The 24,057-nt window shown below is 68.6% G+C and carries 21 protein-coding genes and 1 riboswitch; of the genes, 11 read left to right on the top strand and 10 right to left on the bottom strand.

Annotation, left to right across the window (positions count from 1 at the left end; all coding sequences use genetic code 11):
• Positions 1-196 precede the first annotated feature (196 nt).
• Positions 197-1,231, top strand: a complete 1,035-nt coding sequence (fbaA, locus tag ACQPYS_RS27860; protein ID WP_063041011.1) for a class II fructose-bisphosphate aldolase — start codon at positions 197-199, stop codon at positions 1,229-1,231.
• Positions 1,232-1,255: 24 nt separating this feature from the next.
• A complete protein-coding gene (locus tag ACQPYS_RS27855; RefSeq protein WP_433491254.1) occupies positions 1,256-2,371 on the top strand; it encodes a BTAD domain-containing putative transcriptional regulator in 1,116 nt (371 codons plus the stop codon).
• 4 nt (positions 2,372-2,375) lie between these two features.
• On the opposite strand, the gene ACQPYS_RS27850 is transcribed toward ACQPYS_RS27855, so the two are convergent.
• A complete protein-coding gene (locus ACQPYS_RS27850; protein ID WP_063040753.1) occupies positions 2,376-3,665 on the bottom strand; it encodes an adenylosuccinate synthase in 1,290 nt (429 codons plus the stop codon).
• 199 nt (positions 3,666-3,864) lie between these two features.
• On the opposite strand from ACQPYS_RS27850, the gene ACQPYS_RS27845 reads away from it, so the two are divergent.
• Together ACQPYS_RS27845 and ACQPYS_RS27840 are read left to right on the top strand one after the other, a co-directional pair.
• A complete protein-coding gene (locus tag ACQPYS_RS27845) occupies positions 3,865-4,524 on the top strand; it encodes a hypothetical protein (RefSeq protein ID WP_431939249.1) in 660 nt (219 codons plus the stop codon).
• 124 nt (positions 4,525-4,648) lie between these two features.
• Positions 4,649-5,428: a site-2 protease family protein gene (locus ACQPYS_RS27840; RefSeq protein ID WP_063040749.1), complete on the top strand. Its 780-nt coding sequence runs from the start codon at positions 4,649-4,651 to the stop codon at positions 5,426-5,428.
• Positions 5,429-5,743: 315 nt separating this feature from the next.
• Here the strand turns inward: ACQPYS_RS27840 and ACQPYS_RS27835 are convergent, their stop codons facing one another.
• Complete coding sequence (locus tag ACQPYS_RS27835; RefSeq protein WP_431939375.1) at positions 5,744-6,859, bottom strand: FUSC family protein; 1,116 nt, start codon at positions 6,857-6,859, stop codon at positions 5,744-5,746.
• Positions 6,860-6,927: 68 nt separating this feature from the next.
• Positions 6,928-7,371 carry a DUF3151 domain-containing protein gene (locus ACQPYS_RS27830; RefSeq protein ID WP_063040747.1) on the bottom strand — a complete coding sequence of 148 codons (444 nt, stop codon included), beginning with the start codon at positions 7,369-7,371 and terminating at the stop codon, positions 6,928-6,930.
• Positions 7,372-7,457: 86 nt separating this feature from the next.
• Between ACQPYS_RS27830 and ACQPYS_RS27825 the strand changes: the two genes are divergently transcribed.
• The 3 genes from ACQPYS_RS27825 (at position 7,458) to ACQPYS_RS27815 (ending at position 11,045) form a co-directional block, all read left to right on the top strand.
• On the top strand, positions 7,458-9,818 hold the full coding sequence (locus ACQPYS_RS27825) for an Rv0361 family membrane protein (RefSeq protein ID WP_433491253.1): 2,361 nt from the start codon (positions 7,458-7,460) through the stop codon (positions 9,816-9,818).
• Positions 9,819-10,009: 191 nt separating this feature from the next.
• Positions 10,010-10,306: an excalibur calcium-binding domain-containing protein gene (locus ACQPYS_RS27820; RefSeq protein ID WP_433491252.1), complete on the top strand. Its 297-nt coding sequence runs from the start codon at positions 10,010-10,012 to the stop codon at positions 10,304-10,306.
• Positions 10,307-10,760: 454 nt separating this feature from the next.
• Entirely contained in the window at positions 10,761-11,045 is a 285-nt protein-coding gene (locus ACQPYS_RS27815) for a hypothetical protein (protein WP_433491251.1), read from the top strand.
• A 67-nt stretch (positions 11,046-11,112) separates the two neighbouring features.
• Here ACQPYS_RS27815 and ACQPYS_RS27810 read toward each other — a convergent pair whose 3' ends face one another.
• Complete coding sequence (locus ACQPYS_RS27810) at positions 11,113-11,322, bottom strand: hypothetical protein (protein WP_063040739.1); 210 nt, start codon at positions 11,320-11,322, stop codon at positions 11,113-11,115.
• A gap of 61 nt (positions 11,323-11,383) precedes the next feature.
• On the opposite strand from ACQPYS_RS27810, the gene ACQPYS_RS27805 reads away from it, so the two are divergent.
• A complete protein-coding gene (locus ACQPYS_RS27805; protein WP_433491250.1) occupies positions 11,384-12,886 on the top strand; it encodes a PLP-dependent aminotransferase family protein in 1,503 nt (500 codons plus the stop codon).
• Between the two features lie 12 nt (positions 12,887-12,898).
• Here ACQPYS_RS27805 and ACQPYS_RS27800 read toward each other — a convergent pair whose 3' ends face one another.
• The 3 genes from ACQPYS_RS27800 to fgd form a co-directional block, all read right to left on the bottom strand.
• Positions 12,899-14,119 (bottom strand): acetate kinase, encoded by a 1,221-nt coding sequence (locus tag ACQPYS_RS27800; RefSeq protein WP_433491249.1) that lies wholly within the window; start codon positions 14,117-14,119, stop codon positions 12,899-12,901.
• 14 nt (positions 14,120-14,133) lie between these two features.
• Positions 14,134-16,206 carry a phosphate acetyltransferase gene (pta, locus tag ACQPYS_RS27795; protein WP_431939243.1) on the bottom strand — a complete coding sequence of 691 codons (2,073 nt, stop codon included), beginning with the start codon at positions 16,204-16,206 and terminating at the stop codon, positions 14,134-14,136.
• Positions 16,207-16,528: 322 nt separating this feature from the next.
• The gene (gene fgd / locus ACQPYS_RS27790; protein WP_431939242.1) at positions 16,529-17,539 is read right to left on the bottom strand and encodes a glucose-6-phosphate dehydrogenase (coenzyme-F420); all 1,011 of its coding nucleotides are present in this window, start codon (positions 17,537-17,539) and stop codon (positions 16,529-16,531) included.
• 292 nt (positions 17,540-17,831) lie between these two features.
• On the opposite strand from fgd, the gene ACQPYS_RS27785 reads away from it, so the two are divergent.
• Positions 17,832-18,611, top strand: a complete 780-nt coding sequence (locus tag ACQPYS_RS27785; protein WP_084481379.1) for an HAD-IIA family hydrolase — start codon at positions 17,832-17,834, stop codon at positions 18,609-18,611.
• 344 nt (positions 18,612-18,955) lie between these two features.
• Here the strand turns inward: ACQPYS_RS27785 and ACQPYS_RS27780 are convergent, their stop codons facing one another.
• The 3 genes from ACQPYS_RS27780 to ACQPYS_RS27770 form a co-directional block, all read right to left on the bottom strand.
• On the bottom strand, positions 18,956-20,170 hold the full coding sequence (locus tag ACQPYS_RS27780; RefSeq protein WP_433491248.1) for an O-succinylhomoserine sulfhydrylase: 1,215 nt from the start codon (positions 20,168-20,170) through the stop codon (positions 18,956-18,958).
• Positions 20,167-20,583: a rhodanese-like domain-containing protein gene (locus ACQPYS_RS27775; RefSeq protein ID WP_433491247.1), complete on the bottom strand. Its 417-nt coding sequence runs from the start codon at positions 20,581-20,583 to the stop codon at positions 20,167-20,169. Before ACQPYS_RS27775 ends, ACQPYS_RS27780 begins: the two co-directional genes overlap by 4 nt.
• A 17-nt stretch (positions 20,584-20,600) precedes the next feature.
• Positions 20,601-20,713, bottom strand: a riboswitch (SAM riboswitch).
• 64 nt (positions 20,714-20,777) lie between these two features.
• On the bottom strand, positions 20,778-21,248 hold the full coding sequence (locus ACQPYS_RS27770) for an Rv0361 family membrane protein (RefSeq protein ID WP_431939239.1): 471 nt from the start codon (positions 21,246-21,248) through the stop codon (positions 20,778-20,780).
• Between the two features lie 228 nt (positions 21,249-21,476).
• On the opposite strand from ACQPYS_RS27770, the gene ACQPYS_RS27765 reads away from it, so the two are divergent.
• Both ACQPYS_RS27765 and ACQPYS_RS27760 read left to right on the top strand, forming a co-directional pair.
• Positions 21,477-22,865: an FAD-dependent oxidoreductase gene (locus ACQPYS_RS27765; protein WP_433491246.1), complete on the top strand. Its 1,389-nt coding sequence runs from the start codon at positions 21,477-21,479 to the stop codon at positions 22,863-22,865.
• 72 nt (positions 22,866-22,937) lie between these two features.
• On the top strand, positions 22,938-23,804 hold the full coding sequence (locus ACQPYS_RS27760) for an amidohydrolase family protein (protein WP_063038498.1): 867 nt from the start codon (positions 22,938-22,940) through the stop codon (positions 23,802-23,804).
• Positions 23,805-24,057 lie beyond the last annotated feature (253 nt).

Raw genomic sequence — 24,057 nt, 5'->3', positions numbered from 1 at the left:
CGGTCAGAGCCAGATTGCTCGTCACCGCGTCGGTAGCTGCCAGCGCAATCACCCGGCCCACAGTACCGGTTACATCGACGGCTGTAGGGTGCGGCAGCGCAATCAATCCCCTTATACCGGATGAAACCTGCCTGCCTTAGGGTATGTGCAGAAACAGACAATCCCACGTCTGCCGCACAACACGGAGGTCTTCACAGTGCCGATCGCGACTCCGGAGGTCTACGCCGAGATGCTCGGTCAGGCCAAGGCGAACTCTTTTGCCTTCCCGGCCATCAACTGCACATCGTCGGAGACGATCAATGCGGCGATCAAGGGCTTCGCCGAGGCGGGTAGTGACGGGATCATCCAGTTCTCCACCGGTGGCGCGGAATTCGGTTCCGGCCAAGGGGTGAAGGATATGGTCACCGGTGCGGTCGCGTTGGCCGAATTCGCCCATGTGGTGGCCGCGAAATACGACGTCACCATCGCGCTGCACACCGACCACTGCCCCAAGGACAAGCTGGACGGGTTCGTCCGGCCGCTGCTGGCCATCTCGCAGGAGCGGGTGGACGCCGGGCAGAACCCGCTGTTCCAGTCGCATATGTGGGACGGTTCGGCCGTGCCGATCGACGAGAATCTGTCCATCGCGCAGGAGCTGCTGTCCGCAGCGGCCGCCGCGAAGATCATCCTCGAGGTCGAGATCGGTGTCGTCGGCGGTGAAGAGGACGGTGTCGAGGCCGAGATCAACGAGAAGCTCTACACCTCGCCCGCCGATTTCGAGAAGACCATCGACGCGCTCGGCGCCGGTGAGAAGGGCAAGTACCTGCTCGCCGCCACCTTCGGCAATGTGCACGGCGTGTACAAGCCGGGCAATGTGGTGCTCAAGCCCGAGGTGCTGGCCGAGGGGCAGCGGGTGGCCGCGGCCAAGCTGGGTCTGGCCAATGACGCCCAGCCGTTCGATTTCGTGTTCCACGGCGGTTCGGGATCGCTGAAGTCGGAGATCGACGATTCGCTGCGCTACGGCGTCGTGAAGATGAACGTCGACACCGACACCCAGTACGCGTTCACCCGGCCGGTGGCCGCGCATATGTTCAGCAACTACGACGGTGTGCTGAAGATCGACGGCGAGGTCGGCAACAAGAAGACCTACGACCCGCGCAGCTACCTGAAGAAGGCGGAGCTGTCGATGGCCCAGCGGGTGGTGCAGGCGTGCAACGATCTGCGGTCCGCCGGGCGTTCCATCAGTGCCTGATCTCTGCGCACCGACCGTAGCCGGATGACACTCGACCTCCGCGTGCTGGGGCCCGTGCGTCTACTGGTCGGCGGTGAGCCGGTGCCGGTCGGCGGGCCGAAACCCCGGGCGCTGCTGGCCGCACTCGCGGTGAACCGGCGCCGGGCCGTGTCCTCCTCCACCCTGGCCGATATGGTCTGGAACGAGGAGCCGCCGGATGCCTACGCGGCCAGCCTGCAGGTGTTCGTCTCGAATATCCGCAAGGCGCTGCGCAATTCCGGTGTCGACCCGGCGGGCGTCCTGCGCACGGAGTCCTCGGGTTATCGGCTCGAGATCGCCGACGATGCCTGCGACCTGGGCCGGTTCGAAGCCGCCCGGGACGCGGGCATCCGGGCATCGGGGGTCGGCGATCACGACTCGGCGTCCCGGCTGTTCGCCACCGCCCTGCGCGAATGGAACGGCCGGGCGTTGTCCGACCTCGCCGGTCTCGGTTTCGCCGACAGTTTCGCCACCGCCATGGAGGAGGAGCGGCTGCTGGCGGTATCGGCACGGTTCGACGCGGAGATCACCTGCGGCCGGGCGACCGCCGTGATAGGCGAACTGGTCGCACTCACCAACGAGCACCCGCTGCGGGAACCGCTGTGGGGCCAGCTCATCACCGCGCTCTACCTGTCCGAGCGCCATGCCGACGCGCTGGAGGCGTGCCGGCGGGTGCGGGCGGTGCTGGCCGAAGAACTCGGTATCGACCCCGGGCCCGCGCTGATGGAGCTGGAACGGCGAGTACTGCGACAGGAACCGCTGAGCACCATCGAGATGAAGAGCGTCGAGCGGATGGCCGCGGCGATGACCGATACGGTCACCGAGGTGCCGCGCACCGTGCGCAGCGGTCGGCTGCGGTTACCCGACGGGCGGACGGTGCCGGTCGTCCACGGCGGTTTCCGGATCGGCCGGATGACCGACAACGATCTGATTCTCGACGATCCGAAGGCCAGCCGGTACCACGCCCAGATCAAACTGGGCCGGGCCGGCCTGCTGATCGAGGACCTCGGCTCGGCCAACGGGGTGTTCGTCAACGAGCAGCCGATCGATTCCGCGCTGCTGGTCGACGGCGACGCGATCCGGATCGGCAATACCGTGCTGGCCTTCCAGGCCGTCCGCTGAAACCTCAGCCCAGGACGTCGTGGCGGACGATGGTCTGCTCGCGGCCCGGTCCGACCCCGATACAGGAGATCCGGGCGCCCGAGAGCTCCTCCAGCCGCCGCACATAGGCCTGCGCGTTGGCGGGCAGCTCCTCGAAGGTCCGCGCGCCGGAGATGTCCTCCCACCACCCGGGCATCTCCTCGAGGATCGGCTTGGCGTGATGGAAGCCGGTCTGGGTGGTCGGCATCTGCTCGACCCGTTCGCCGTCCACCTCGTAGGCCACACAGATCGGCACCCGCTCCAGGCTCGACAGCACGTCGAGTTTGGTGAGGAAGTAGTCGGTGATGCCGTTGACCCGGGTCGCGTAGCGGGCGATAACCGCGTCGAACCAGCCGCAGCGGCGCGCCCGGCCGGTGGTGACGCCGACCTCGCCGCCGGTCTTGGCCAGGTATGTGCCCGATTCGTCGAACAGTTCGGTCGGGAACGGGCCGGAGCCGACCCGGGTGGTGTAGCACTTCAGGATGCCCAGCACCGTACCGATCTGGTTGGGTCCGATGCCCGCGCCCACCGCGGCACCGCCGGCGGTCGGGTTGGACGAGGTGACGTAGGGATACGTGCCGTGGTCCACGTCCAGCAGGGTGCCCTGCGACCCCTCCAGCAGCACGGTTTCGCCGCGTTCGAGGGCCAGGTTCAGTTCCAGCCGGGTATCGCTGATGCGATGCGCGAAGCGCTCGGCCTGGCCGAGCACCTCCTCGACCACCTGCTGGGGATCCAGGGCGCGCCGGTTGTAGATCTTGACCAGCACCTGGTTCTTGAACTCGAGCGCGGCCTCGACCTTCTGGGTGAGGATCTTCTCGTCCAGTACGTCGGCGACCCGGACCCCGACTCGTGCGACCTTGTCCTGGTAGCAGGGGCCGATACCGCGACCGGTGGTGCCGATCTTGTTGTTGCCGAGGAACCGTTCGGTGACCTTATCGATGGCCACGTGGTACGGCATGATCAGATGCGCGTCGGCGGAGAGCAACAGACCCGAGGTGTCGACATCGCGATCCTCCAGCCCGGCCAGTTCGTCGAGCAATACGCCGGGGTCGACGACCACACCGTTGCCGATGACGTTCTTGACCCCGGGGGTCAGGATGCCGGACGGAATGAGGTGTAACGCGAAGTTGTCGCCGTTGGGTAGCACCACGGTATGGCCGGCATTGTTACCGCCCTGGTACCGCACTACCCACTGCACGCGGCCCCCGAGTAGATCGGTGGCTTTGCCCTTGCCCTCGTCACCCCACTGGGCTCCGATGAGGACGATTGCCGGCATGGTCGTGTCTCCTACGATTCGACGCGCAACACTTCAGTGCTGCAGCTACCTGCCGTAATGCGGAGGAAGCCGGGAGCACAGTCTAGCCGAGACCGTGGGGGCGCCGGGGAACGGTCGCCGGGGCCGGGCCGTTGCGCGGGTCGCCACCGGGCACCCTTTACACTCATGGGTGACCGGTCCGAGGGAGGGTGTTGGGCGTTTGAGTACCCAGGTTCTCCGCTGTGCCGACGCACCGGTACCCATCGCCCTCGCCGCGCAGCCCACCGCGCAGACCGGGGCAATACCGGACACCGGGCTGATCGACGAGCTGCTGCCGGTGCTGGCGGCCGACAGTCTGCCGCGTCTGATCGTGCTGGGCGGCGACGCGGCGCTTGCCGCTGTGCTCACCCACCTGATGCGCACCGAGCGGTTGCACGTGGAGGTCGGCTATGTGCCCCTGGAGCGGACCTACGCCGCGCAGGCCTATGACCTCGACACCGGAAACGCCGCGGCGAAACGGGCGCTCGAGGGTTCGGCCAACCGGACCCCGCTGGTCCGCGACGACACCGGCACCGTACTGGTGGGCCGCGCCAAGATCACCGGGCCGGAGGGCGGCCAGTTGACCGGTGAGGCCTATGTCGACGACATCCGCCTGTTCTCCGGCACGATCCGGGCCATGTTCGTCACCCCCACGCTGGAGTTGCCCGGCGTGCGGGCGAGTTATCCGCGCCGGTTCCGACGCCGGCGCTGGACCTCCGGGCGCGCCGCGCAGCTCGGCACGCCGGGCGCGGTGATCAACCGCGACGGTATCCAGAGCGACCGGGTGGTGCCGCGGTCGACGTTCTACCGGCATCACGAACCCTGGCTGCTGGTCCGCTGATGTCGTACCCCCGCCGGCGTCTCGGCCGTCACCGTCCAGGAGACGGCCGGTCCGGGCCGGTTGCGGTGGGTGGGTGCCTTCGCCGGCGGCGGATCGGTGCCGGAGTGTTTGTCGGCAGGCGGCCGTGACCCCCGGCGTCCCGGCCCTGCGGCGTGGTGCGATCCGTCCCAGCCCGGTGTTCCTGCTGGTCGTGGCTCTCGCGGTGGCCGGCGGTGTGCTCGCCTGGGACGCGGACCTGGATTCGGTCCGGGCCAAGGCAGGTGTTTTCGTACTGGTGGTGTTCGGCTGGGTGGTGAGCCTGTGCCTGCATGAGTTCGCACACGCCTATATGGCCTGGCGGGCCGGGGACCGTGAGGTGGAACTGCGCGGCTACCTGACGTTGAACCCGCTCAAATACAGTCATCCGCTGCTGTCGATCGTGCTGCCGATGGTTTTCATCGCACTCGGCGGTATCGGGCTGCCCGGCGGCGCGGTCTATGTGCACACCCATCAGGTGCCACCCCGCACCCAGCGGTTGATCAGTGTGGCGGGCCCGGGGGTGAACGCGGTGTGCGCGGTGGTGTTGCTGCTGGTCGTGCGTTTCTTCGGCAGCGCGCAGGAGCATCAGGCGTTCTGGTTCGGGCTCAGCTTTTTGGCCTTCCTGCAGGTGACCGCGACCCTGCTGAATCTGCTGCCCATACCGGGCCTGGACGGCTACGGTGTGGTGGAGCCGTCCCTGAGCTACCAGACCCGGCGCGGTCTGGAGCAGTTCAAACCTTTCGGCATGCTCATCTTGTTCGCCCTGCTGTTCACCCCGGCGATCAATCAGGTCTTCTTCGACGCCGTGTACGCGCTCTACGACCTGTCCGGGGTATCGGAGCAGTGGTCCCGGTACGGCGGGTATCTGACCAGGTTCTGGGCGTAACTCATCCGAGAGGGCCCGCCCGGCGCGGCGCCGGCCGGACGGGCCCGGATTCCCGCCCGGGCCGGCGTCCGGGTATCCGAAACATTCGGCGCCGGGGCGCCATCTGTCGGCGACGCGGCGCACGGGAAGGGTCCGACCGAACCGGCTGTGCACCGGTGCGGTCACGTTTCACATTAGTGGAGACCGCCCGCCGCGGCACAGATGGTCGACTACTCGAATACCGGCTGTGGCCGGGCGATGAGGTGCGCGCGGTGCGCGATCGGAGGCCCGGCCGGTTCCGGCAACCCGGTAGCGAACGATATCGCCCCTCGGGACCTAACCGACCGTATCGGCGGACCGATTCGTCGGTGTCACATAGGGATTGGGCACGGTGGGCGGTAGCAACGCCAGGGCGGAAACGCGCTGGACCCCGCATACCTGTAGCAGGTCTACCAGCGTGGACCGGATCTGGGCGAAAACCACATGCGCCGACAGCCCGGCCCCCGCAACCAGTTCCGGACGCGCCTGTTTGGCCACCGAGCGCAGCACGCGGGCGGCCTCCGCGCGGTCGGGTTGTTCGCCCGGATCGGTGAGGATCATGCGCCGGACCACATCGACGGCGGCCGCCAACTGCTCCACTTCCTCGATCAGGCCCGGTTTGAGGATCTCGTCGTCGCGTACCAAGGTCAGCGAGCGGCGCAGCAGTACTCGGATGTTGCGGACCGCGTTGTCCAGTGGATCGGCCGCGGCGCGCAAACGCTCCAACCGTCCGCGCGAATTCCAGTACAGCGGAGATATGCGGCTCACCTCGCGGCCGCCCTCGAGCGATTTGCGCAGTGAATCCAGCTGCGCCTGGGTGGCCCGTACCGCGGTGAGCGCGTTATGCACCTTGCCGGGATCCTGTTCGAGAAGTCCGTGGGCGCCCTCGGTGAGCGATTTGGCCATCACCCCCAGAATCGCTGCCGCCTGTTCCCGGGCCCGGCGCACCGGATGCAACGGTAGCGCGGCGACGACCACCACCCCGACCAGCCCGCCGATCAGCGCGTCCACCATGCGCGACAGACCGGCGCCGGTATCCGGCGGCATCAGGGTGGCCACCAGTACGGCCGAACCCGAGGCCTGGATACCGATGATGGCCCCGCCGTCGAGGAATACCGCCAAGGCCATGGCCACCGCCACCACCAGGGCGATCTGCCAGACCCCGGTGCCCACCCGCGAGATGAAGAGATCGCCGACGCCGATACCGACCGCGACACCGACCACCAGTTCCAGCGAGCGGCGCAGCCGCGCGCCGAAGGCGGTGCCGATGGACACCACCGCGGCGGTCGGCGCGAAGAAGGGCAGGGCGTGGCCGACGACGTCCTTGGCCAGGAACCAGGCCAGCGCCGCCGCCAGCGAACACTGCAGAATCGGGATCGCCGAGAGACGGAGCCGCTTCCAGGACCGCCGCATCCGGTCGGCACCCCTGGTCCGGGCCCGGCCCACCGGGGATTTCGGGTCGATCAACGCTCCGGGTTCGCTCAGCCCAGACCCAGTTCGCCGGCCGCCCGCGGATCGCAATCCTCGAGCAGGTCCAGGCAGCGGGCGTATTCGTCGGACTCTCCGACGGCCTTGGCCGCCTTGGCCAGGGCCGCGACACTGCGCAGGAAGCCGCGGTTCGGTTCGTGCTCCCACGGAACCGGGCCGAAGCCCTTCCAGCCGTTGCGGCGCAGCAGGTCCAATCCGCGGTGGTAGCCGGTACGGGCGAACGCGTAGGCGGCGACGACATCGTGGTTCACCGGCTCCGCGGCCTCGGCCGCGCGCTCCAGCGCGGCTTCGGCCAGGGTCGCCCAGGCGATCGAGGCGGCGGGATTATCGGCCGCGACGCGCACCGGATCGGTGCCGGCGGCGAGCGCGTCCTCCGCGTCGTGTAGTTCAGGAAGGAGTACCGGTTGCGGGCCGAGCAGATCACCGAACGAGGTCATGGGCTTCATTGTGCACGGGTGGCGGGAATGCTCGATAGGCTGGCCATCTACGTCACATTCTGATAAGCCAGCAACGAGGGGTACAGGTGTCGCACCCGACCGACGACAAGGAACCGATCCGCTCCGAATCCGACTCCGGCACCGGCGGCGGATCCCGCGCGGATTCCTCCGCCGCGGAGCAGTCGCAGCCGTCCGAATCCGGATCGCAGCCGTCGCGGGCAGCGGATGCGGCGACCTCGGCGACCGGCGGGGAGACGACCGGAAAAACGGGGGCGGCCGGCGAAAAGGGCCCTGCCGCGGCGGCCGGTGCGCCGACCGAGGCACTCGAACGTTCCGTGCGGGAGTCGGAGTCGGCAGATGGTGACGGTACGGCCGAGGACGTTCCAGCGGGGGCGGCTACGGAGTCGGGCGGTCCGGCGGCGGAGCAGGCGGATGCCCAGGACAGCGCGGACGGTGAACCCGCGGACGCGACGATACGGGGTTCGGACGCGGATACCGCCGCCGCGGCGCCGGTCGTGAAAGGCGGGGCCGGGACAGGCGATGAGACCGCGCGGAGCGTAGGTACCGGATCGGACGAGCCGGAACCCGCCGCGGACAGTCCGTCCGCCGGAGCGGCGCCCGCCGGGAAAACCGGCGCGGAGACACTCGCGGTCGGCGGAGAATCGGAGCAGTCGATTGCCGACAGCGGGCCAGGCGGCGATTCCGGGCAGCCCGGCGCCGGCTCTCCCGATGACGTGACCGCCGAGGTTCCATCGGCGTCGGCCGGGGCGGATGCGGGAGAGGCGTCCGGCGCTGCGGCACCGGTATCCCAGGAGGGCGGATCCGCCGCCGCGGCCGAGCAGACCGCCGGAGCGACAGCCGCCGGCGCCGGGACCATGGACGCCGCTGCCACGGAAAACGATGCCCGAAGCGCGGATTCGGCAGCCGGTACGTCCGCGGAAGCCGACACCGGTGCCGCCGAATCAGGCGTGGAGGAGACTGCCGGTTCGGCCGGTGATGCGGAGGCGGCTACCGCGGGAACTGCCGGTTCGGCCAGTGACGCGGAGACGGCTACCACCGAAGCTGCCGCATCGGCCGGTGATGCCGAGACGGTAACCGCCGGGTCTGCCGCCTCGGCAGCAGACGAGACGGCTACCGCCGGGACTGCCGGCCCGGTAGGCGAAACGGCAGCAGCCACCGCCGGACCTGCCGCCTCGGCCGGTGGCGCGGTGGGGACTGCCGCACCGGCCGGCGGCCCGGAGACGGCCGCCGCGGCCGGCGGCGAGGCCGGGCCCGGAGACGCCGCCACCGCCGAGATCACCGCAAGCGGAACCGTGCCGGACCCCGATACGGCGGGAGAGACGGCCGACGAGGTGACCGAAGCCGGGCCGGGCGCGGATGCCGCCGCCGCGGGAAAGGGCTCGGCCGAAACCGCGGATACCGGCGCCGCGGCCACCGACCCCACGGTCGAACTGGCGGCGCCGGCGGGTCCCGAGGCGAAGACAGTGGTGATCCCCCGGCCGCAACGGCCGGAGGAGGCACCGACCGAATCCATCTCGGTGCGCAAACCCGACCCGAACGCCACCGAGCGCATCGATATGAGCCAGGTGCGCAGTCCCGGCCGCCCGGGAACGAAACAACCGGGCGGTCCGCAGGGGCCGGCGCGTACCGACCGGGTAGGGCCGGGTATGGCGGCGCCGCTGTCGAAACCGCCGAGCACACCCCGGGCGCAGTCGGGGCCGAAGGGGCCCGGTCCGCAGGCGCCGAGCCGCCCGGACCAGGCCGCACCGCAGCGACCGGGCGGGCCGGCGCCCGCACCGCAGGGCACCGGCGGGCCGCAGGGCGCATCGCGTCCGGCCGGTGGGCCCGCGCGCCCGCAGGCCGCGGCACCGCGTCCGGCCGGTGCGCCGTCACCGGCCGATATCAAACCGACTGTGGCCGAACACCGGGTCGCGCAGTCGCCGCAGTACGGTGCGCCCGGACAGATCGCGAAACCACAGCGGGTGGAACCGGCGGCCGCGCCGGCGGGGTCCGCGGGTAACCGGAAGTGGCTGATCGCCGCGGGAGCGGCCGTGGTGGTCGTGATCGCACTGATCGCGATCGTGGCCGGCATCGGTTCCGGTGACGATTCCCCGCAGGCCCGGATCCGTACAGCCATCGGCGATTACACCGGCGCGCTGGAGAACGGTGATCTGGCCGGCCTGCGCGATATCACCTGCGGCGGGCTGCACGACTACTACCAGGGCTTGTCGGAGGAGCAGTTCGCCGCGGTGCACCAGCAGGCCGTCGACGGCGGCGATATCCCCGATGTGACCGGCATCGACGCCGTACAGATCACCGATCGGACCGCGCTGGCCCAGGTGACCGTGCAGACCGAAGCGGATTCGGCGCAGACCACCCGGACCTTCGATCTGCAGGAGACCGACGAGGGCTGGAAGGTCTGCGATCCGCCGTCGGGCACTCCGTAATCCGCTGTACCGCACGGTGACCGGCGTACCGGTGGTTCCGTCCGGGGCGGTCATCGTCGCGATCGACCGGCACTCGTGCGTGCGGCCGTCCCGGATCGCCGTGCGCACGAGTGGTGGGCGAAACAAGGGCCTTTCGCAACCGGCGGGTCCGCGTGAGGATGGTGGTATCACCTCGTCGCAAGGATTTCGCCATGAGAGCTCGAAGAACACTGGCCCGTCTCGTGATCGCCGGAGGCGCGCTGTCGGTGCTCGCCGCCGCCCCGTCCGCCGCCGATACCCCGCAGTCGTCGAATCGAAGCCAGGATTCCCATCCGCTGCCCGCCGATCGGGCCGAAGCCGAACCCGAAAAGGACGGGCAGCCCTATTACATCGATTGCGCGCATGCCCGCCGCGAATCCGATACCCCGTTGTGGAGCGGTCGGCCCGGGTACTCGTGGCAACTCGACGCCGACGGTGACGGCGTGGCCTGCGAGGTGGGCGAGTACTGATCTCACACGCCGTGGAACCGGTGTGAGCGTATGGTTTTCGCGGAGTCGGCAGGTAGTGCGGGTTTTACGGTAGGACTACGCCTCGGAACCGGCCGACGATCGACGGGGCGGGCGCGCTCGGCCGGACCCGCCGATCGCGGTGCCACGGTGTCCGGCCCGGCGCGTGTGTCGGTGTGCAACGCGGGCGCGGCCAGGCATGCTGCCCGGCTCGGCCGGATTCGTGATCTCGCGTTCCCGGGCCATGAGCGGAAGCGGCCGCGAAACCGGAGATGACCGATCGAGAATCCGCGGGCGGAAAACCGCTTCCCGACCGCGTCCCGCGGCCTGTCGCCTGCGGTTTTCCGGTACCCGCCGGGTCGTCACGGAACCGGGGTGGCCCGACCGCCCGGTACCCATCGGTCCGGGTATCGGTTACGCTGGCCGCTCGAACACTCCGGGGGATGTGGAGGTGCGCATGGTTACGAAATTCGCTGGTCGATTCGCCGCCGTGGCGGCGCTGTGCACCGGAACGCTCCTGCTCGGGGCGTGTGCGGACAACCAGAGCACCGCTGTCCCGGTGGCGCCGGTCGCCGCGTCGTCGCAGCCGGAGAGCCCACAGGAGCGCAACCTGCGGGTACGCGACGAACTGGTCCGGCTGGGTTGCGATACCAACTCCTGTATCCAGACGTATTTCGCCTGCGAGGACGGTCTGCTCTCCGGGCAGGCGTGCGAGTTCTATCGCACGCATCCGCTGAATTGACAATCGACCAGTCCAGTTACGTAACTGGACTGGTCGATTTGCGACGGTCGCCGCGCTCGGCCCGGCGTCAGGCCGCGTCCCGTTCCCGGTAGGAACGGGCGGCGTCCAGATCGCGATATATCCGCTCGAGTTCGTAACTGTTCGTCGCCTCCTCGGTGGCGGAACCGAGTGGTCGGTACCGGCCCAGTAGTTCGGCGATCCGGGATTCGTGCACGACGTAGTCGTATGCGATGAAGCCGAAAGTTCCCACTCCCACGAGTGCCACAAAGAGTGTCATATGTTCAGCATCCAGTAACTGGACTTGCCGCGAAAGAGCCAATCGCTTAATACTGGACCCTATGGCGACACGGGTGATCGGCGCGACAGGACTGGCTCGCGATCTGGGGCACTGGCGCAGTGCCGATGCGACGGCCGACGGTGGCGCCCGCAAATCGTCCCGGCCCGCCTACCTCGCGCTGGCCGAGGGGATCCGGCTGCTGATCCACGACGGGCGCGCCCCACTCGGCATCGCTCTGCCCAGTGAACGCGATCTGGCCGCCACCCTCGGGGTCAGCCGGACCACCGTCACCTCCACCTACGCGCTCCTGCGCGAACACGGCTATCTCATCACCCGCCAGGGCTCGCGCAGCACCGTCGCGCTGCCGCCGGCCATCGCGCACGACGGCACCCGGGCCGCCCGCGGCATCATCGCCACCATGTCCACCGGCGCCGCGCCGGCCGTGGACCTGACCTATGCGGCGATGACGGCACCCCCGGAGATGGAGGAGGCGTACTCCGTAGCGTTGCAGGGTATCCCGTCGTATCTGGGTACCCACGGCATGGACCCGGTGGGCATCCTGCCGTTGCGGGAGGCCCTGGCCCGCCGTTACACCGAACGCGGTCTGCCCACCGGCGCCGACCAGATCCTGGTGACCCTCGGTGCCCAGCACGGACTCCGGCTGCTGCTGAATGTGCTGGCTCCGACCGCGGGCCGGGTCCTCATCGATCACCCCACCTACCCCAACGCCATCGAAGCCATCCGGGATGTGGGCGCGCGCCCGGTTCCGGTTCCGCTGCGCCTGGAGGATCCGGCGGCCGCCTGGGACCTCGACGGGCTGCGCAGCGCCGCCCGGCAGACCGCCGCCTCGCTGGCCTATCTCGTCCCCGACCACAACAATCCCACCGGTTTCCTGATGGACGACACGGCCCGCGCCGAACTGGCCGCCATCGCCCGGGACACCCGGATGACCCTGATCATCGACGAGTCCATGGCCGATCTGTCGTTGGGCGCGCAGGCGCCGGTCTCGCCGGTCGCCGCGTTCGCGAAGGGGTCGGAGGTGGTCACCATCGGCTCGGCCTCGAAATCCTTCTGGGGCGGACTGCGCGTGGGCTGGATCCGCACCTCGGAATCGCTGATCACCCGGCTGCTCGGTATCCGCGCGACCGTCGACCTGGGCACCCCGGTGATGGATCAGCTGGCCGCGGTCCACCTGCTCGAGCACGCCGACCCGATTCTCGAGCGCCGCCGCGCGCAGTTGCGTAGCCAGCGGGAGGCATTGCTGGCGGCCATGGCCGAGGAATTGCCCGGCTGGTACGCGCTGCCCGGGGTCGGCGGGATGTCGGTGTGGGCGCAGCTTCCCACACCGGTGTCCACGGCACTGGCCGCCACCGCGCCGAATCATGGAGTGCTGCTGGCGGCGGGCCCCCGATTCGGGGTCCAGGGGGCGTTCGAACGTTTCCTGCGGCTGCCCTACACCAGCCCCGAACCCGAACTGCGGCGCGCGGTGACCGCCATCGCGACGGCCTACGCGACGCTGGGACCGCAGGCCGGTGATTCGCTACAGCCGCTCACCTGCTACTGAAACGCGGTGGGATCAGGCCTTTTCGGTGAGGGCGGCGGCCGCGCGGGCGATGGCGAGTTCCTCGTTCGTCGGCACCACCAGGACATCCACCTTCGCGTCCGGCGGGGAGATCCGCCGCGCGGTCCGCTCCGGCGCCGTATTGCGATCGCGGTCCACCGCGATCCCGAACCCGGACAGGCCGGCCAGCGCGTCGGCGCGCACGTCCGGATTGTTCTCGCCGACCCCGGCCGTGAACGTGATCGCGTCGACCCCACCGAGTTCGATCAGATACGCACCGAGGTAGTGGCGGAGACGGTGCACGTAGACGTCGTAGGCCAGCCGGGCCGGCTCGTGGCCTTCGCCGATGAGCCGCCGCAATTCCCGGAAGTCGTTGACCCCCGCCATCCCGCGCAGGCCCGAACGACGGTTGAGCAGGCGGTCGACGCCGTCGACGTCCAGCTGCGCGGTGCGCATGAGATGCAGAATGATCCCGGGGTCCAGATCCCCGGGTCGCGTCCCCATCACCAGGCCCTCCAGCGGCGTCAACCCCATGCTGGTGTCCACCGGCCGCCCGCCCCGCAGCGCCGAGACGGACGCGCCGTTGCCGAGATGGAACACGATCTGTTTCAGTGACTCGGCCGGCCGGCCCAGGAATTCGGCGACACGGCCCGAGACATATTCGTGCGAGGTGCCGTGGAAACCGTACCGGCGGATACCGTGCGCGGCCGCGACCTGCGCGTCGATCGCGTAGGTCTTGGCGGCGTCGGGCAACCCGTGGAAGAACGCGGTATCGAACACCGCGACCTGCGGGACGCCGGGCAGCAGGGTGCGCACCGCCTCGATCCCGCGCACGTTCGCCGGATTGTGCAGCGGTGCCAGCGCCGACAACTCGTCGATGGTGGCCAGTACCCGGTCGTCGACGAGCGTGGGCCGGTAGAACACCTCACCGCCGTGGACGACCCGGTGCCCGACCGCGGTGACGCCCGCGCTCGCCAGATCGTGCCCGGTCTCGGCGAACTTCTCGAACGCCAGGCGCAACCCGGCCGTATGATCGGGAATGGTGACGTGGTCGGAAAGGGTCCGTCCGTCGGCGGTGTGTTCGAGCGCGCCGCCGCCGCTCTCACCGATCCGCTCCATCAGTCCGGCCGCCACCACGGTGCCCGATTCCGGCGCGACGAGTTGATATTTGATCGAGGACGAACCGGAATTGACCACCAGCACCAGGTCGCCGTCCACCGCTGTCTGCTCCTCCACGGACCGCGGCGCGATCACTGGTGCTGTGCCTGGATAGCGGTGATGGCCACCGTGTTCACGATATCGGTGACCAGTGCGCCGCGGGACAGGTCGTTCACCGGTTTACGTAACCCCTGCAGCACCGGCCCGATCGCGACCGCACCCGCGCTGCGCTGCACCGCTTTATAGGTGTTGTTGCCGGTATTGAGGTCGGGAAAGATGAAAACCGTAGCGCGGCCGGCCACTTCGGAGCCGGGAAGTTTGGCATCGGCGACGGTGGGTTCGACAGCCGCGTCGTACTGGATGGGCCCCTCGACCAGCAGTTCGGGCGCCCGCTCCCGGACCAGCCCCGTCGCCACCCGCACTTTGTCCACATCCGCGCCGCTACCGGATTCACCGGTCGAATAGGAGAGCATGGCCACCCGGGCGTCGATCCCGAACCTGGTCGCGGTGGCGGCCGAGGACACGGCGATATCGGCGAGCTGTTCGGAACTCGGATCCGGCACCACCGCGCAGTCGCCGTAGGCCAATACGCGGTCGGACAGGCACATGAGGAACACACTCGACACCGTCGAGACCCCGGGTACCGTTCTGATGATCTCGAACGAGGGCCGGATCGTATGCGCGGTGGTGTGCGCCGCCCCGGACACCATGCCGTCGGCGATCCCCCGATGCACCATCATGGTGCCGAAATAGGAGATATCGGCGACGGTCTCCCGGGCCCGTTCCAGGGTCATCCCCTTGTGTTTGCGCAATTCCGTGTACTCGCGGGCGAAATCAGCGAGATGTTCCGAGGTTCGCGGGTCGAGCACCCGCGCGCCGGCGATATCCACGCCCAGCTCCGCGGCCCGGGCCCGGATCGCCGTCTCGTCACCGAGGATGATCAGATCCGCGATCTTGCGTTGCAGCACCCGGCCCGCCGCCCGCAGCACCCGGTCGTCATCGCCCTCGGGCAGCACGATCGTCTTACGGTCCGCACGGGCACGTTCGATGAGCTGGTATTCGAACATCTGCGGGGTCACCACACTGGACCGCGGGACCTCCAGCCGGCGCAGGAAATCCGGGGCGTCCACATGGGTTTCCATCAGCGCCAGCGCCGTATCCACCTTGCGCGGATTGTGCGCCGACATCCGGCCGCGGGTGCGATGCGCCACCCCGGCGGTCTCGTAGGTGCCCAGATCCGTGGTCAGGATGGGTAATCGCGGTTTGAGCCCGGTGATGAGCCGGGCGACCGCCGGATGCGGGAGCAGCCCGCCGTTCATGATGATCCCGGCCAGCGACGGGAAACTCTCCGCCTCATGGGCGTTGACCACACTGAGCAGCACATCGGAGCGATCGCCGGGAGCGATCACCACCACACCGTCGAAGAGCCGCTCCAGGATATGTTCCGCGGTCATCCCGCCGACCATCACCCCCAGTGCCTCCCGGTCCAGCAGTTCGGGGTCGCCGCTGTACATCTCGCCGTCCAGCGCCTCGCGCAACTCCGCCATGGTGGGCGCGATCAACAGCGGCACCTCCGGCAGACTCCACGACGGCACCCCGAAGGGCGCCAGCGCCTCCCGGACCACCTCGAGTTCGCCGGGCGCGCAGCGGTTCGCGACCACGGCCACCAGCTGCGCGTGCTCGGACTTCAGCTCGGTGGTGCACAGTTCCACGAGCTGCTCGACCTCCACGGCCGACCGGCCCGCCCCGCGCACCACCAGCAGCACCGGCGCTCCCAGATTCACCGCGATCCGGGCGTTGAACCGCAGCTCGCTGGGACTCGCCACATCGGTGTAGTCGCTGCCCACGATCACCACGGCGTCACATACCGCGGCCACCTCGTGATACCGCATGACGATCTCGGAGATCGCGGCATCCGGGTCGGCGTGCACCTGTTCGTAGCCGACCCCCACCGCCTGCCGGTACTCGATATCGGCGGTGCTGTGCTCGAGCAGCAGCTCGAGAATGTAATCCGGTTCGGTGGCCGAACGGGTGATCGGCCGGAAGACCCCTACCCGCGCGGCGGTCGCGCACAGCATCTGCAGCGCGCCGAGCGCCACGGTCGACTTACCGGTATCGCCCTCCGGCGACGCGATGTACACACTGGACGCAGCTACCTCGGCCATGCTTGAGAGCCTAGCTGTGTTCATTGCGACGTCTGCGGCGTCGCGGGGCCGAGGCCCCCTGGTCCCGCCGTTCAGGCCTCGGGACTCGAGCTTTCGGCTCCTGCGATGTACGGTCCGCCGTTCGCGGAGTGGGAGCCGTCGACAGCTTCGGCCAAGGGGCGGGACGCGGGCCTCGACCCTTTCAGGGCCTCGCTGAACTCGGCACAGGGGGTGTGCGGCTGTTCGCGAAGGTCGGTCCCGGGTGGTGCGCCGACCGGGAGCGGACACCTGCTCGGGTGGCGCGACGTGCTGACCGGGACGACCCCCCCGCGTCCGCTGTCCGCTACCCCAGTTTCCGCAACCGGGGCGCCAGGTCACGCTGGAACAGGTCCAGGAAGCGTTTCTGGTCGTGACCCGGAGCGTGGAAGACCAGGTGGTTCAGGCCCGCGTCGACGTACGGCTGGATCAGTTCGACCGCCTGGTCGGGATCGCTGGCGACGATCCAGCGTTTGGCGATCTGCTCGATCGGCAGCGCGTCGGCCGCTTCCTCCATCTCGATCGGGTCGTGGATGCTGTGCTTCTGCTCGGGGGTCAGCGACAGCGGGGCCCAGAAGCGGGTGTTCTCCAGCGCGAGTTCGGGGTCGGTGTCGTAGGAGATCTTGATCTCGATCATCCGGTCGATCGTGCCGACCTCGCGGTCCACCTTCGCCGCGCCTTCGGCCACCGCCGGCATCAGTTTCTCCGTGTACAGCTCCATGCCTTTACCGGAGGTACAGATGAACCCGTCGCCGGCGCGGCCCGCGTACCGGGCCACCACCGGGCCGCCGGCGGCGATGTAGACCGGGATCCCGCCTTCGGGGACGTCATAGATGGAGGCGCCGACCGTCTTGTAGTAGGTGCCGTCGAAATCGGTGCGCGCGCCGGTCCACAGGGCACGCATCAGGTCGACCGATTCGCGCAGCCGTGCGAAGCGCTCCTTGAACTCCGGCCATTCCCCGGAGTAACCGGTGGCGATCTCGTTGAGTGCCTCACCGGTGCCCACCCCCAACATCACCCGTCCCGGATACAGGCAGCCCAGGGTCGCGAACGCCTGCGCGATCACGGCGGGGTTGTACCGGAAGGTAGGGGTGAGTACCGAGGTACCGAGCAGGATCCGCTCGGTACGCTCACCCGCCGCGGCCAGCCAGGCCAGGGAGAACGGCGCGTGGCCACCCTTGTGCCGCCACGGCTGGAAATGATCGCTGACCGTGGCGCTGTCGAGGCCGTGTTCCTCGACCAGTACCGCCAGCTCTACCAGTTCACGGGGGCCGAATTGTTCCGCCGATGCTTTGTATCCGAGCTTCAGTTCACCCATGTGCGCCCACTCCTGTCGCGTTGTGGTCTGGCCGTCTCCGGCCCGGATTCGACACTAATAGGCGCCATCGAGCCGAGCCCACCCGCAGCCCATGCGGGGCCGGAGGTGCGCCAGGGTCCGCCTCGGCCGATGCGGTGACCGCGGATCGTAGGTGGACGCGCACAGGTCCGCGGCGGTGTCGTCTCGTGTCACGTTCCTCACCCCGGGCGCGGCGCGTTCGGTCCGCGCGCCGCTGGAGCGCAGAATCGATGGTGTGAGCCCAGATGACCAGATTCTGTCCTACCTGACCGATATGGACGGGGTGCTGGTGCACGAAGACCATATGGTGCCCGGCGCCGACGAGTTCCTCGCCGAATTACGGGCCGAGGAGATTCCGTTCCTGGTACTGACGAACAATTCGATCCGCACGCCGCGCGATCTCCAGGCCCGGCTGCGCCAGACCGGACTCGAGATCCCGGAGCATTCGATCTGGACCTCGGCGCTGGCCACCGCCAGTTTCCTCGACGAGCAGCGGCCCGGCGGCACCGCCTACGTGGTGGGCGAGTCCGGACTCACGACCGCACTGCACGAGATCGGTTATGTGCTGACCGAGGTGGACCCCGATTATGTGGTGCTGGGTGAGACCCGCACCTATTCGTTCGAGGCGATCACCACGGCCATCCGGCTTGTCGAGCGGGGTGCGCGGTTCATCGCCACCAACCCCGACCCGACCGGCCCGTCCCGGGACGGCGTACTGCCCGCGACCGGTTCGGTGGCGGCCCTGATCACCCGGGCCACCGGCCGCGACCCCTACTACATCGGCAAACCTAATCCGCTGATGATGCGTTCGGCGTTGCGCCGCATCGGCGCCCACTCCCAGACCAGTGTGATGATCGGCGACCGGATGGACACCGATGTGATCTCCGGGATGGAAGCCGGTATGCGCACCATCCTGGTGACCTCCGGTATCTCGACGAAGGTGTCGGTCGAGCAATACCCCTACCGGCCGACCACCGTGCTGAGCTCGGTCGCCGACCTGGTCGGCCGGGTGCGCACCCCGTTCACCGAGGCGGCGGCGAATCCGCGGACCTGAGCGGGCGGGCGGGGCGGCGTCCGTGGACGGGGCCTGGTCGAGGGTGAGCCCTGAAGGTCGAGATGCGGGCTTGTTCGTGAAGGTGCTGTGTCTTTGGCGCCGCCTCCGGCGGCGCGGGGTCGAGGCCCCCTTGGTCCCACCGTTCAGGCCTCGGGACTCGCGCTTCGCGCATGCGCTTCGAGGCCTGAACGGTGGGACGGGCCTCGACCCTTTATGAGCCTCGCTGAACTCGGCGCCGAGCGGGTGCGGCCGATCGCAAAGGCGGTCGGGCACGAGGTGGGTGGGGCTGGAGCCCTGACCGCCGGTCAGGGTGCACCTACCGGCGATCCACTACCTCGAAGCGATCAGCTCAGTGCCTGGTCCAGGTCGCCCAGGAGATCTTCGATGTCCTCCAGGCCGATCGAGACCCGGACGACCCCGTCCGAGAGGCCGATGCTCGCGCGGCCTTCGGAACCCATGGCCCGGTGGGTGGTGGTCGCCGGATGGGTGATCAAGCTTTTCGCGTCGCCCAGGTTGTTGGAGATATCGATGATCCGCAGCTTGTTCAGCACCTCGAAGGCCCGCTTCTTCGCGAGATCCGCGGTGGCCGCGAGTTCGAAGGTCACCACGGTGCCGCCGCCGCTCATCTGCGCGGCCGCCAGCTCGTACTGCGGATGCGATTCCAGGAACGGATACCGGACCCAGCTCACGGCGGGATGCTCCTCGAGGTAGCGCGCGATCCGCAGCGCCGAATCGGTGGACCGACGGACCCGCAGCGGCATGGTTTCCAGACCCTTGAGCAGCGTCCAGGCGTTGAACGGGCTCAGGGCGGGTCCGGTGTGGCGCATGAGCGTCTTGACCGGGCCTTCGATGTACTCGGCGGTGCCGAGGATCGCGCCGCCGAGTACCCGGCCCTGTCCGTCGATGTGTTTGGTGCCCGAGTAGACCACCACGTCGGCGCCGAGTCCGAAGCCGCGCTGTAGCAGCGGGGTGGCGAACACATTGTCCAGGACCACCTGCGCGCCCGCGGCATGCGCGAGCTCGCAGACCTTGCGCACGTCGACCAGGGTCTGCATCGGGTTGGCCGGAGTCTCGAAGAACACCGCGGCGGTGGGTTCGGACAGCGCCGCTTCCCACTGGTCGAGGTCTTCGCCGTCGACGAATACCGTTTCGACACCCCAGCGGGGCAGGATCTCGTTGCACACCACGAAGCAGGAGCCGAACAGGCTGCGCGCGGCCACCAGCCGGTCGCCCGCCTTCAACAGCGCACCGAGGGCGACGAAAACGGCGGCCATACCGCTGGCGGTGGCGAAACAGGCTTCGGCGCCGTCGAGCAGGCGCATCCGTTCCTGAAAGGTGGTCACCGTCGGGTTGCCGTAGCGGGAGTACACGTAGTGCGGGTTGTCCCCGGTGAACGCGGCCTCGGCCGCTTCGGCACTGGCGTAGACGAACCCCGAGTTCAGGTACAGGGCCTCGGAGGTCTCGTCGAATCCCGAACGGCTCAGACCGCCGCGCACACCCAGTGTCGCCGGACCGACGCCTTCGGGTAACGGCCGTTCGAACGAACCGCCGCCGATCACGACTGCCGCCAGGGCAGTCCGTGGGCCCGCCAGCCGGCGCCGCCGCGATGCCCGAGTTCGTCCAGCGGACCCTCGAAACCGTCGCTGATGTTGTAGGAGGGTGCGATACCCGCGGCGGTCGCGGCGTCGGCCGCGTGCGCCGAACGCTGCCCGGAGCGACACAGGAAGAGCACGGGCGCGTCCGCGGGGCGGTCGGACAGGGCGCCGCGCAGCTGGTCCAGGAATTCGGTATTGCGGGTGCCGGTGCCGTCGACCCACTCGACCAGCAGTGTCGGCTTGGCGATAGAGCTGGTGTCGGGTACTCCGACGAATTTCCATTCGGCTTCGGTCCGCACATCCACCAGGACTGCGTCCGGATTCCCGGTCAGCAGGTCCCATGCCTGCTGCGGGCCGATATCCCCTGCGTAATTCATACGTGGCACCTCCTGCGAAACCGCACTTGCCGCATCCGATCGATGCGCGCCAGGTCGTCACCCGGAGCACCCCACCGCGGAGGAGGGTTGCCGACCAGCGAGCCGGGGCTTGGCACTGGTACTCATGACCCAATCGAAAAGATTGCCCGGCGCAGTCGGGCCGTGTCAAACGTCGGTTGACGCCTTCGGCGAGCTCAGCCGGCCGGTTGGTTGCACACCTTCCAGTCGCCGTCGGACTGGAACAGCCACCAGGTCGCGGTCCGTTCCTCGCCTTCCACACGGCTGGTCACTTCGATATTCGCGGTGTCGCCGGTGATATGGACGGGGCCGAATCTCGTGATCTCGATATCTTTCCCGGTTTCGCCGGGTTTCAGCTGTCCGGCCAGCGGGGAGCGGGCGGGCACGAACCCGGGACACACCGCTTGGCGGGGCGGTTCGGGCCCGTAGCGGTTGCTCACATCGGCGAACTCCCGGACCGCTCCCGCTATCCGGTCGGAATCTGTGACATTTTTCTCAGCGGGCGCCACCAGGCCGGCGATGAGTACACCGACCAGGACCAGGGCCGCGACCGCCGCGGCCACGACGAACGGGGTGATCGAGCGCGGTCGCTCGTCGTCGCCCGATTCGGTGGCCGGCTGCTCGTCGGCCGCTCCGGGATCGCTCATACCGACGATCATCCCTGGTCCCCGGATCGCACCGTGCCCGCACCCCGATAGAATCGCGGGTGCGGCGGGTACCGCAGCACAGCGCTACCCGCGAAGACGTGGGACGACCAACGGTGAACAGCCACCCACGGACGACGCGAAGTAGGTGCATACGAGCCGCGCGTCAAGTTAGCCTAAGCTAACAACAACGCCAGTGATTCTTTCGACCGATAAGGGTGCGCGTAACAGATGACCGAGCAGAAGGAAGCGAACCGCCCGCTTCGGATCGCGATCGTCGGAGCCGGGCCGGCCGGTATCTATGCCGCCGACGCGTTGATGAAATCCGATGCGGACGTCTCGATCGATCTGTTCGAGCGGATGCCCGCCCCGTTCGGACTGATCCGCTACGGCGTGGCCCCGGACCACCCGCGGATCAAGGGCATCGTCACCGCCCTGCACAAGGTGCTGGACAAGGAGCAGGTACGCCTGCTCGGCAATATCGATTACGGCACCGATATCACGCTGTCGGATCTGCGTCGTTTCTACGACGCGGTGATCTTCTCCACCGGCGCCAACGCCGACCGGGCGCTGCCGATTCCGGGTATCGACCTGGACGGCTCCTACGGCGCGGCCGATTTCGTGTCCTGGTACGACGGGCATCCGGACGTGCCGCGCACCTGGCCGCTGGAAGCGGAGAAGGTCGCGGTACTCGGTGTCGGCAATGTCGCCCTGGATGTGGCGCGGGTGCTGGCCAAGACCGGTGACGAACTGCTGCCGACCGAGATCCCGCCGAACGTGTACACGGGCCTGAAGAACAACAAGGCCGTCGAGGTGCACGTATTCGGCCGTCGCGGTCCGGCGCAGGCCAAGTTCACTCCGCTGGAGCTGCGCGAGCTCGACCATTCCCCGACGATCGAGGTGATCGTCGATCCGGAGGACATCGACTACGACGAGGGTTCGGAAGCCGCGCGGCGGCATTCGAAGCAGGTCGATATGGTGGCCAACACCCTCGAGCAGTGGGCCATCCGCGACCAGGGCGATCGCCCGCACAAGCTGTTCCTGCACTTCTTCGAATCGCCTTCGGAGATCCTGGGTGAGGACGGCAAGGTCGTGGGTCTGCGTACCGAACGCACCCAGCTCGACGGCACCGGCAATGTGAAGGGCACCGGCACCTTCAAGCAATGGGATGTACAGGCCGTCTACCGGGCTGTCGGTTACCTGTCGCAGAACATCTCCGAGCTGCCCTTCGACGATCAGGCCGGGGTGATCCCGAACGAGGCCGGCCGGGTCCTGGTCGACGAGAACGCCGACGGCGCCACCCGCTACCTGCCCGGCACCTATGTGACCGGCTGGATCAAGCGCGGTCCGGTCGGGCTCATCGGCCACACCAAGGGTGACGCCAATGAGACCGTCGCCTGCCTGGTGGACGACAGCACGGATTTCGTGCCGGCCGAGAGCCCGGAGCCCGAGGCCGTGCTGGAATTCCTGGAGGGCCGGGGCATCCCGTTCACCACTTGGGCCGGCTGGTACCGGCTCGACGCGCACGAGCGGTCCCTCGGTGAGCCCGAGGGCCGTGAGCGGGTCAAGGTCGTGGAGCGTGAAGATATGTTGCGCGCGAGCGAACCCCACAAGGTCTGACCTATCGTCCGCTGCTCGGCGATCCGTGGTCGAGAGCAGCGGACGCCCCGATCTATCAGGCATGCTGTAGCAGTGTTCGACGCCCATGTGCACATCATCGATCCGCGTTTTCCGCTGATCGAGAACGAAGGCTACCTACCGGAGCCCTACACCGTCGCCGACTATCGACGGCGGATGTCCCGGTTCCGGCCTTCCGGCGGCGCGGTGGTGAGCGCTTCGTTCCAGAGCAACGATCAGAGCTATCTGCGCGCTGCTCTGTCCGAACTCGGTCCCGGCTGGGTCGGGGTGACCCGGCTGGACCCCGACGCCTCCGACGCCGAGATCCTCGACCTGCACGAGGCCGGCGTGCGCGCGGTCCGGTTCAACCTCAAACGCGCGGCCGCGGATATCGCCAGTATGACCCGGCAGGCCCTACGCGCCTACGAGTTGGCGGGCTGGCATGTGGAGATCTATGTCGACGGCCAGATGCTGGCCTCGCTACAACCGGTGATCCTGAAACTGCCGAAGGTGTCCATCGACCATCTCGGAATGTCCGAGGAGGGTCTGTCCTATCTGCTGGACCTGGTCGACCGGGGTGCGCGAGTGAAGGCGACCGGTTTCGGGCGGGTCGATATGGATGTCGCGACGGCGCTGCGCCGGATCCACGCGGTCGATCCGGCGGCGCTGATGTTCGGCAGCGATCTGCCCGGCACCCGCGCGGGCCGGCCGTTCCGGGAATCGGATGTGGAGCTGATCTGCGATGTGGTCGGTACCGATATGAACGCGGTGCTGGAGGACAATGCCCGCGCGTTCTACGGACTGCCCGCGATCGACCGCACCACCGAGGACCCCACTCCCACCCTGCCGCTGTTCGTGCCGCCGCGCGACGATCGGCTCTCGGCGCACGACGGGACGACGCGGCCACTGCCCATCATCCAGAAGCGCCCCGGTCCGCGCTGACTCGTCGCCGCCGATAGCCGCGTGCCCGGTTGCGGATCACGAGTTACCAAGGTGCCGAAGTATTCTCGTCACGGTGAGCAAGGCCTGGAGTGCGGCGTACGGCCGGCTGGTCTCCCGGCTGAATGCGGCGGTCGACCGCACGGCTCGGCTGTTGCACCGAGATATCTCCCACTGCGCGGCCCACCCGTCGAAGACCGCGGCCGATCTTCTGTCCGAGCAGCAGCTTCGGGCCGCCGCGCTACTTCGCGGGGGG

Origin of the sequence: Nocardia grenadensis (genome assembly GCF_050942415.1) — a bacterium.
Classification (GTDB): Bacteria; Actinomycetota; Actinomycetes; order Mycobacteriales; family Mycobacteriaceae; genus Nocardia; species Nocardia grenadensis.
The sequence above is the reverse complement of the archived record's forward strand: the minus strand, read 5'-3'. Positions and strand labels throughout refer to the sequence as shown.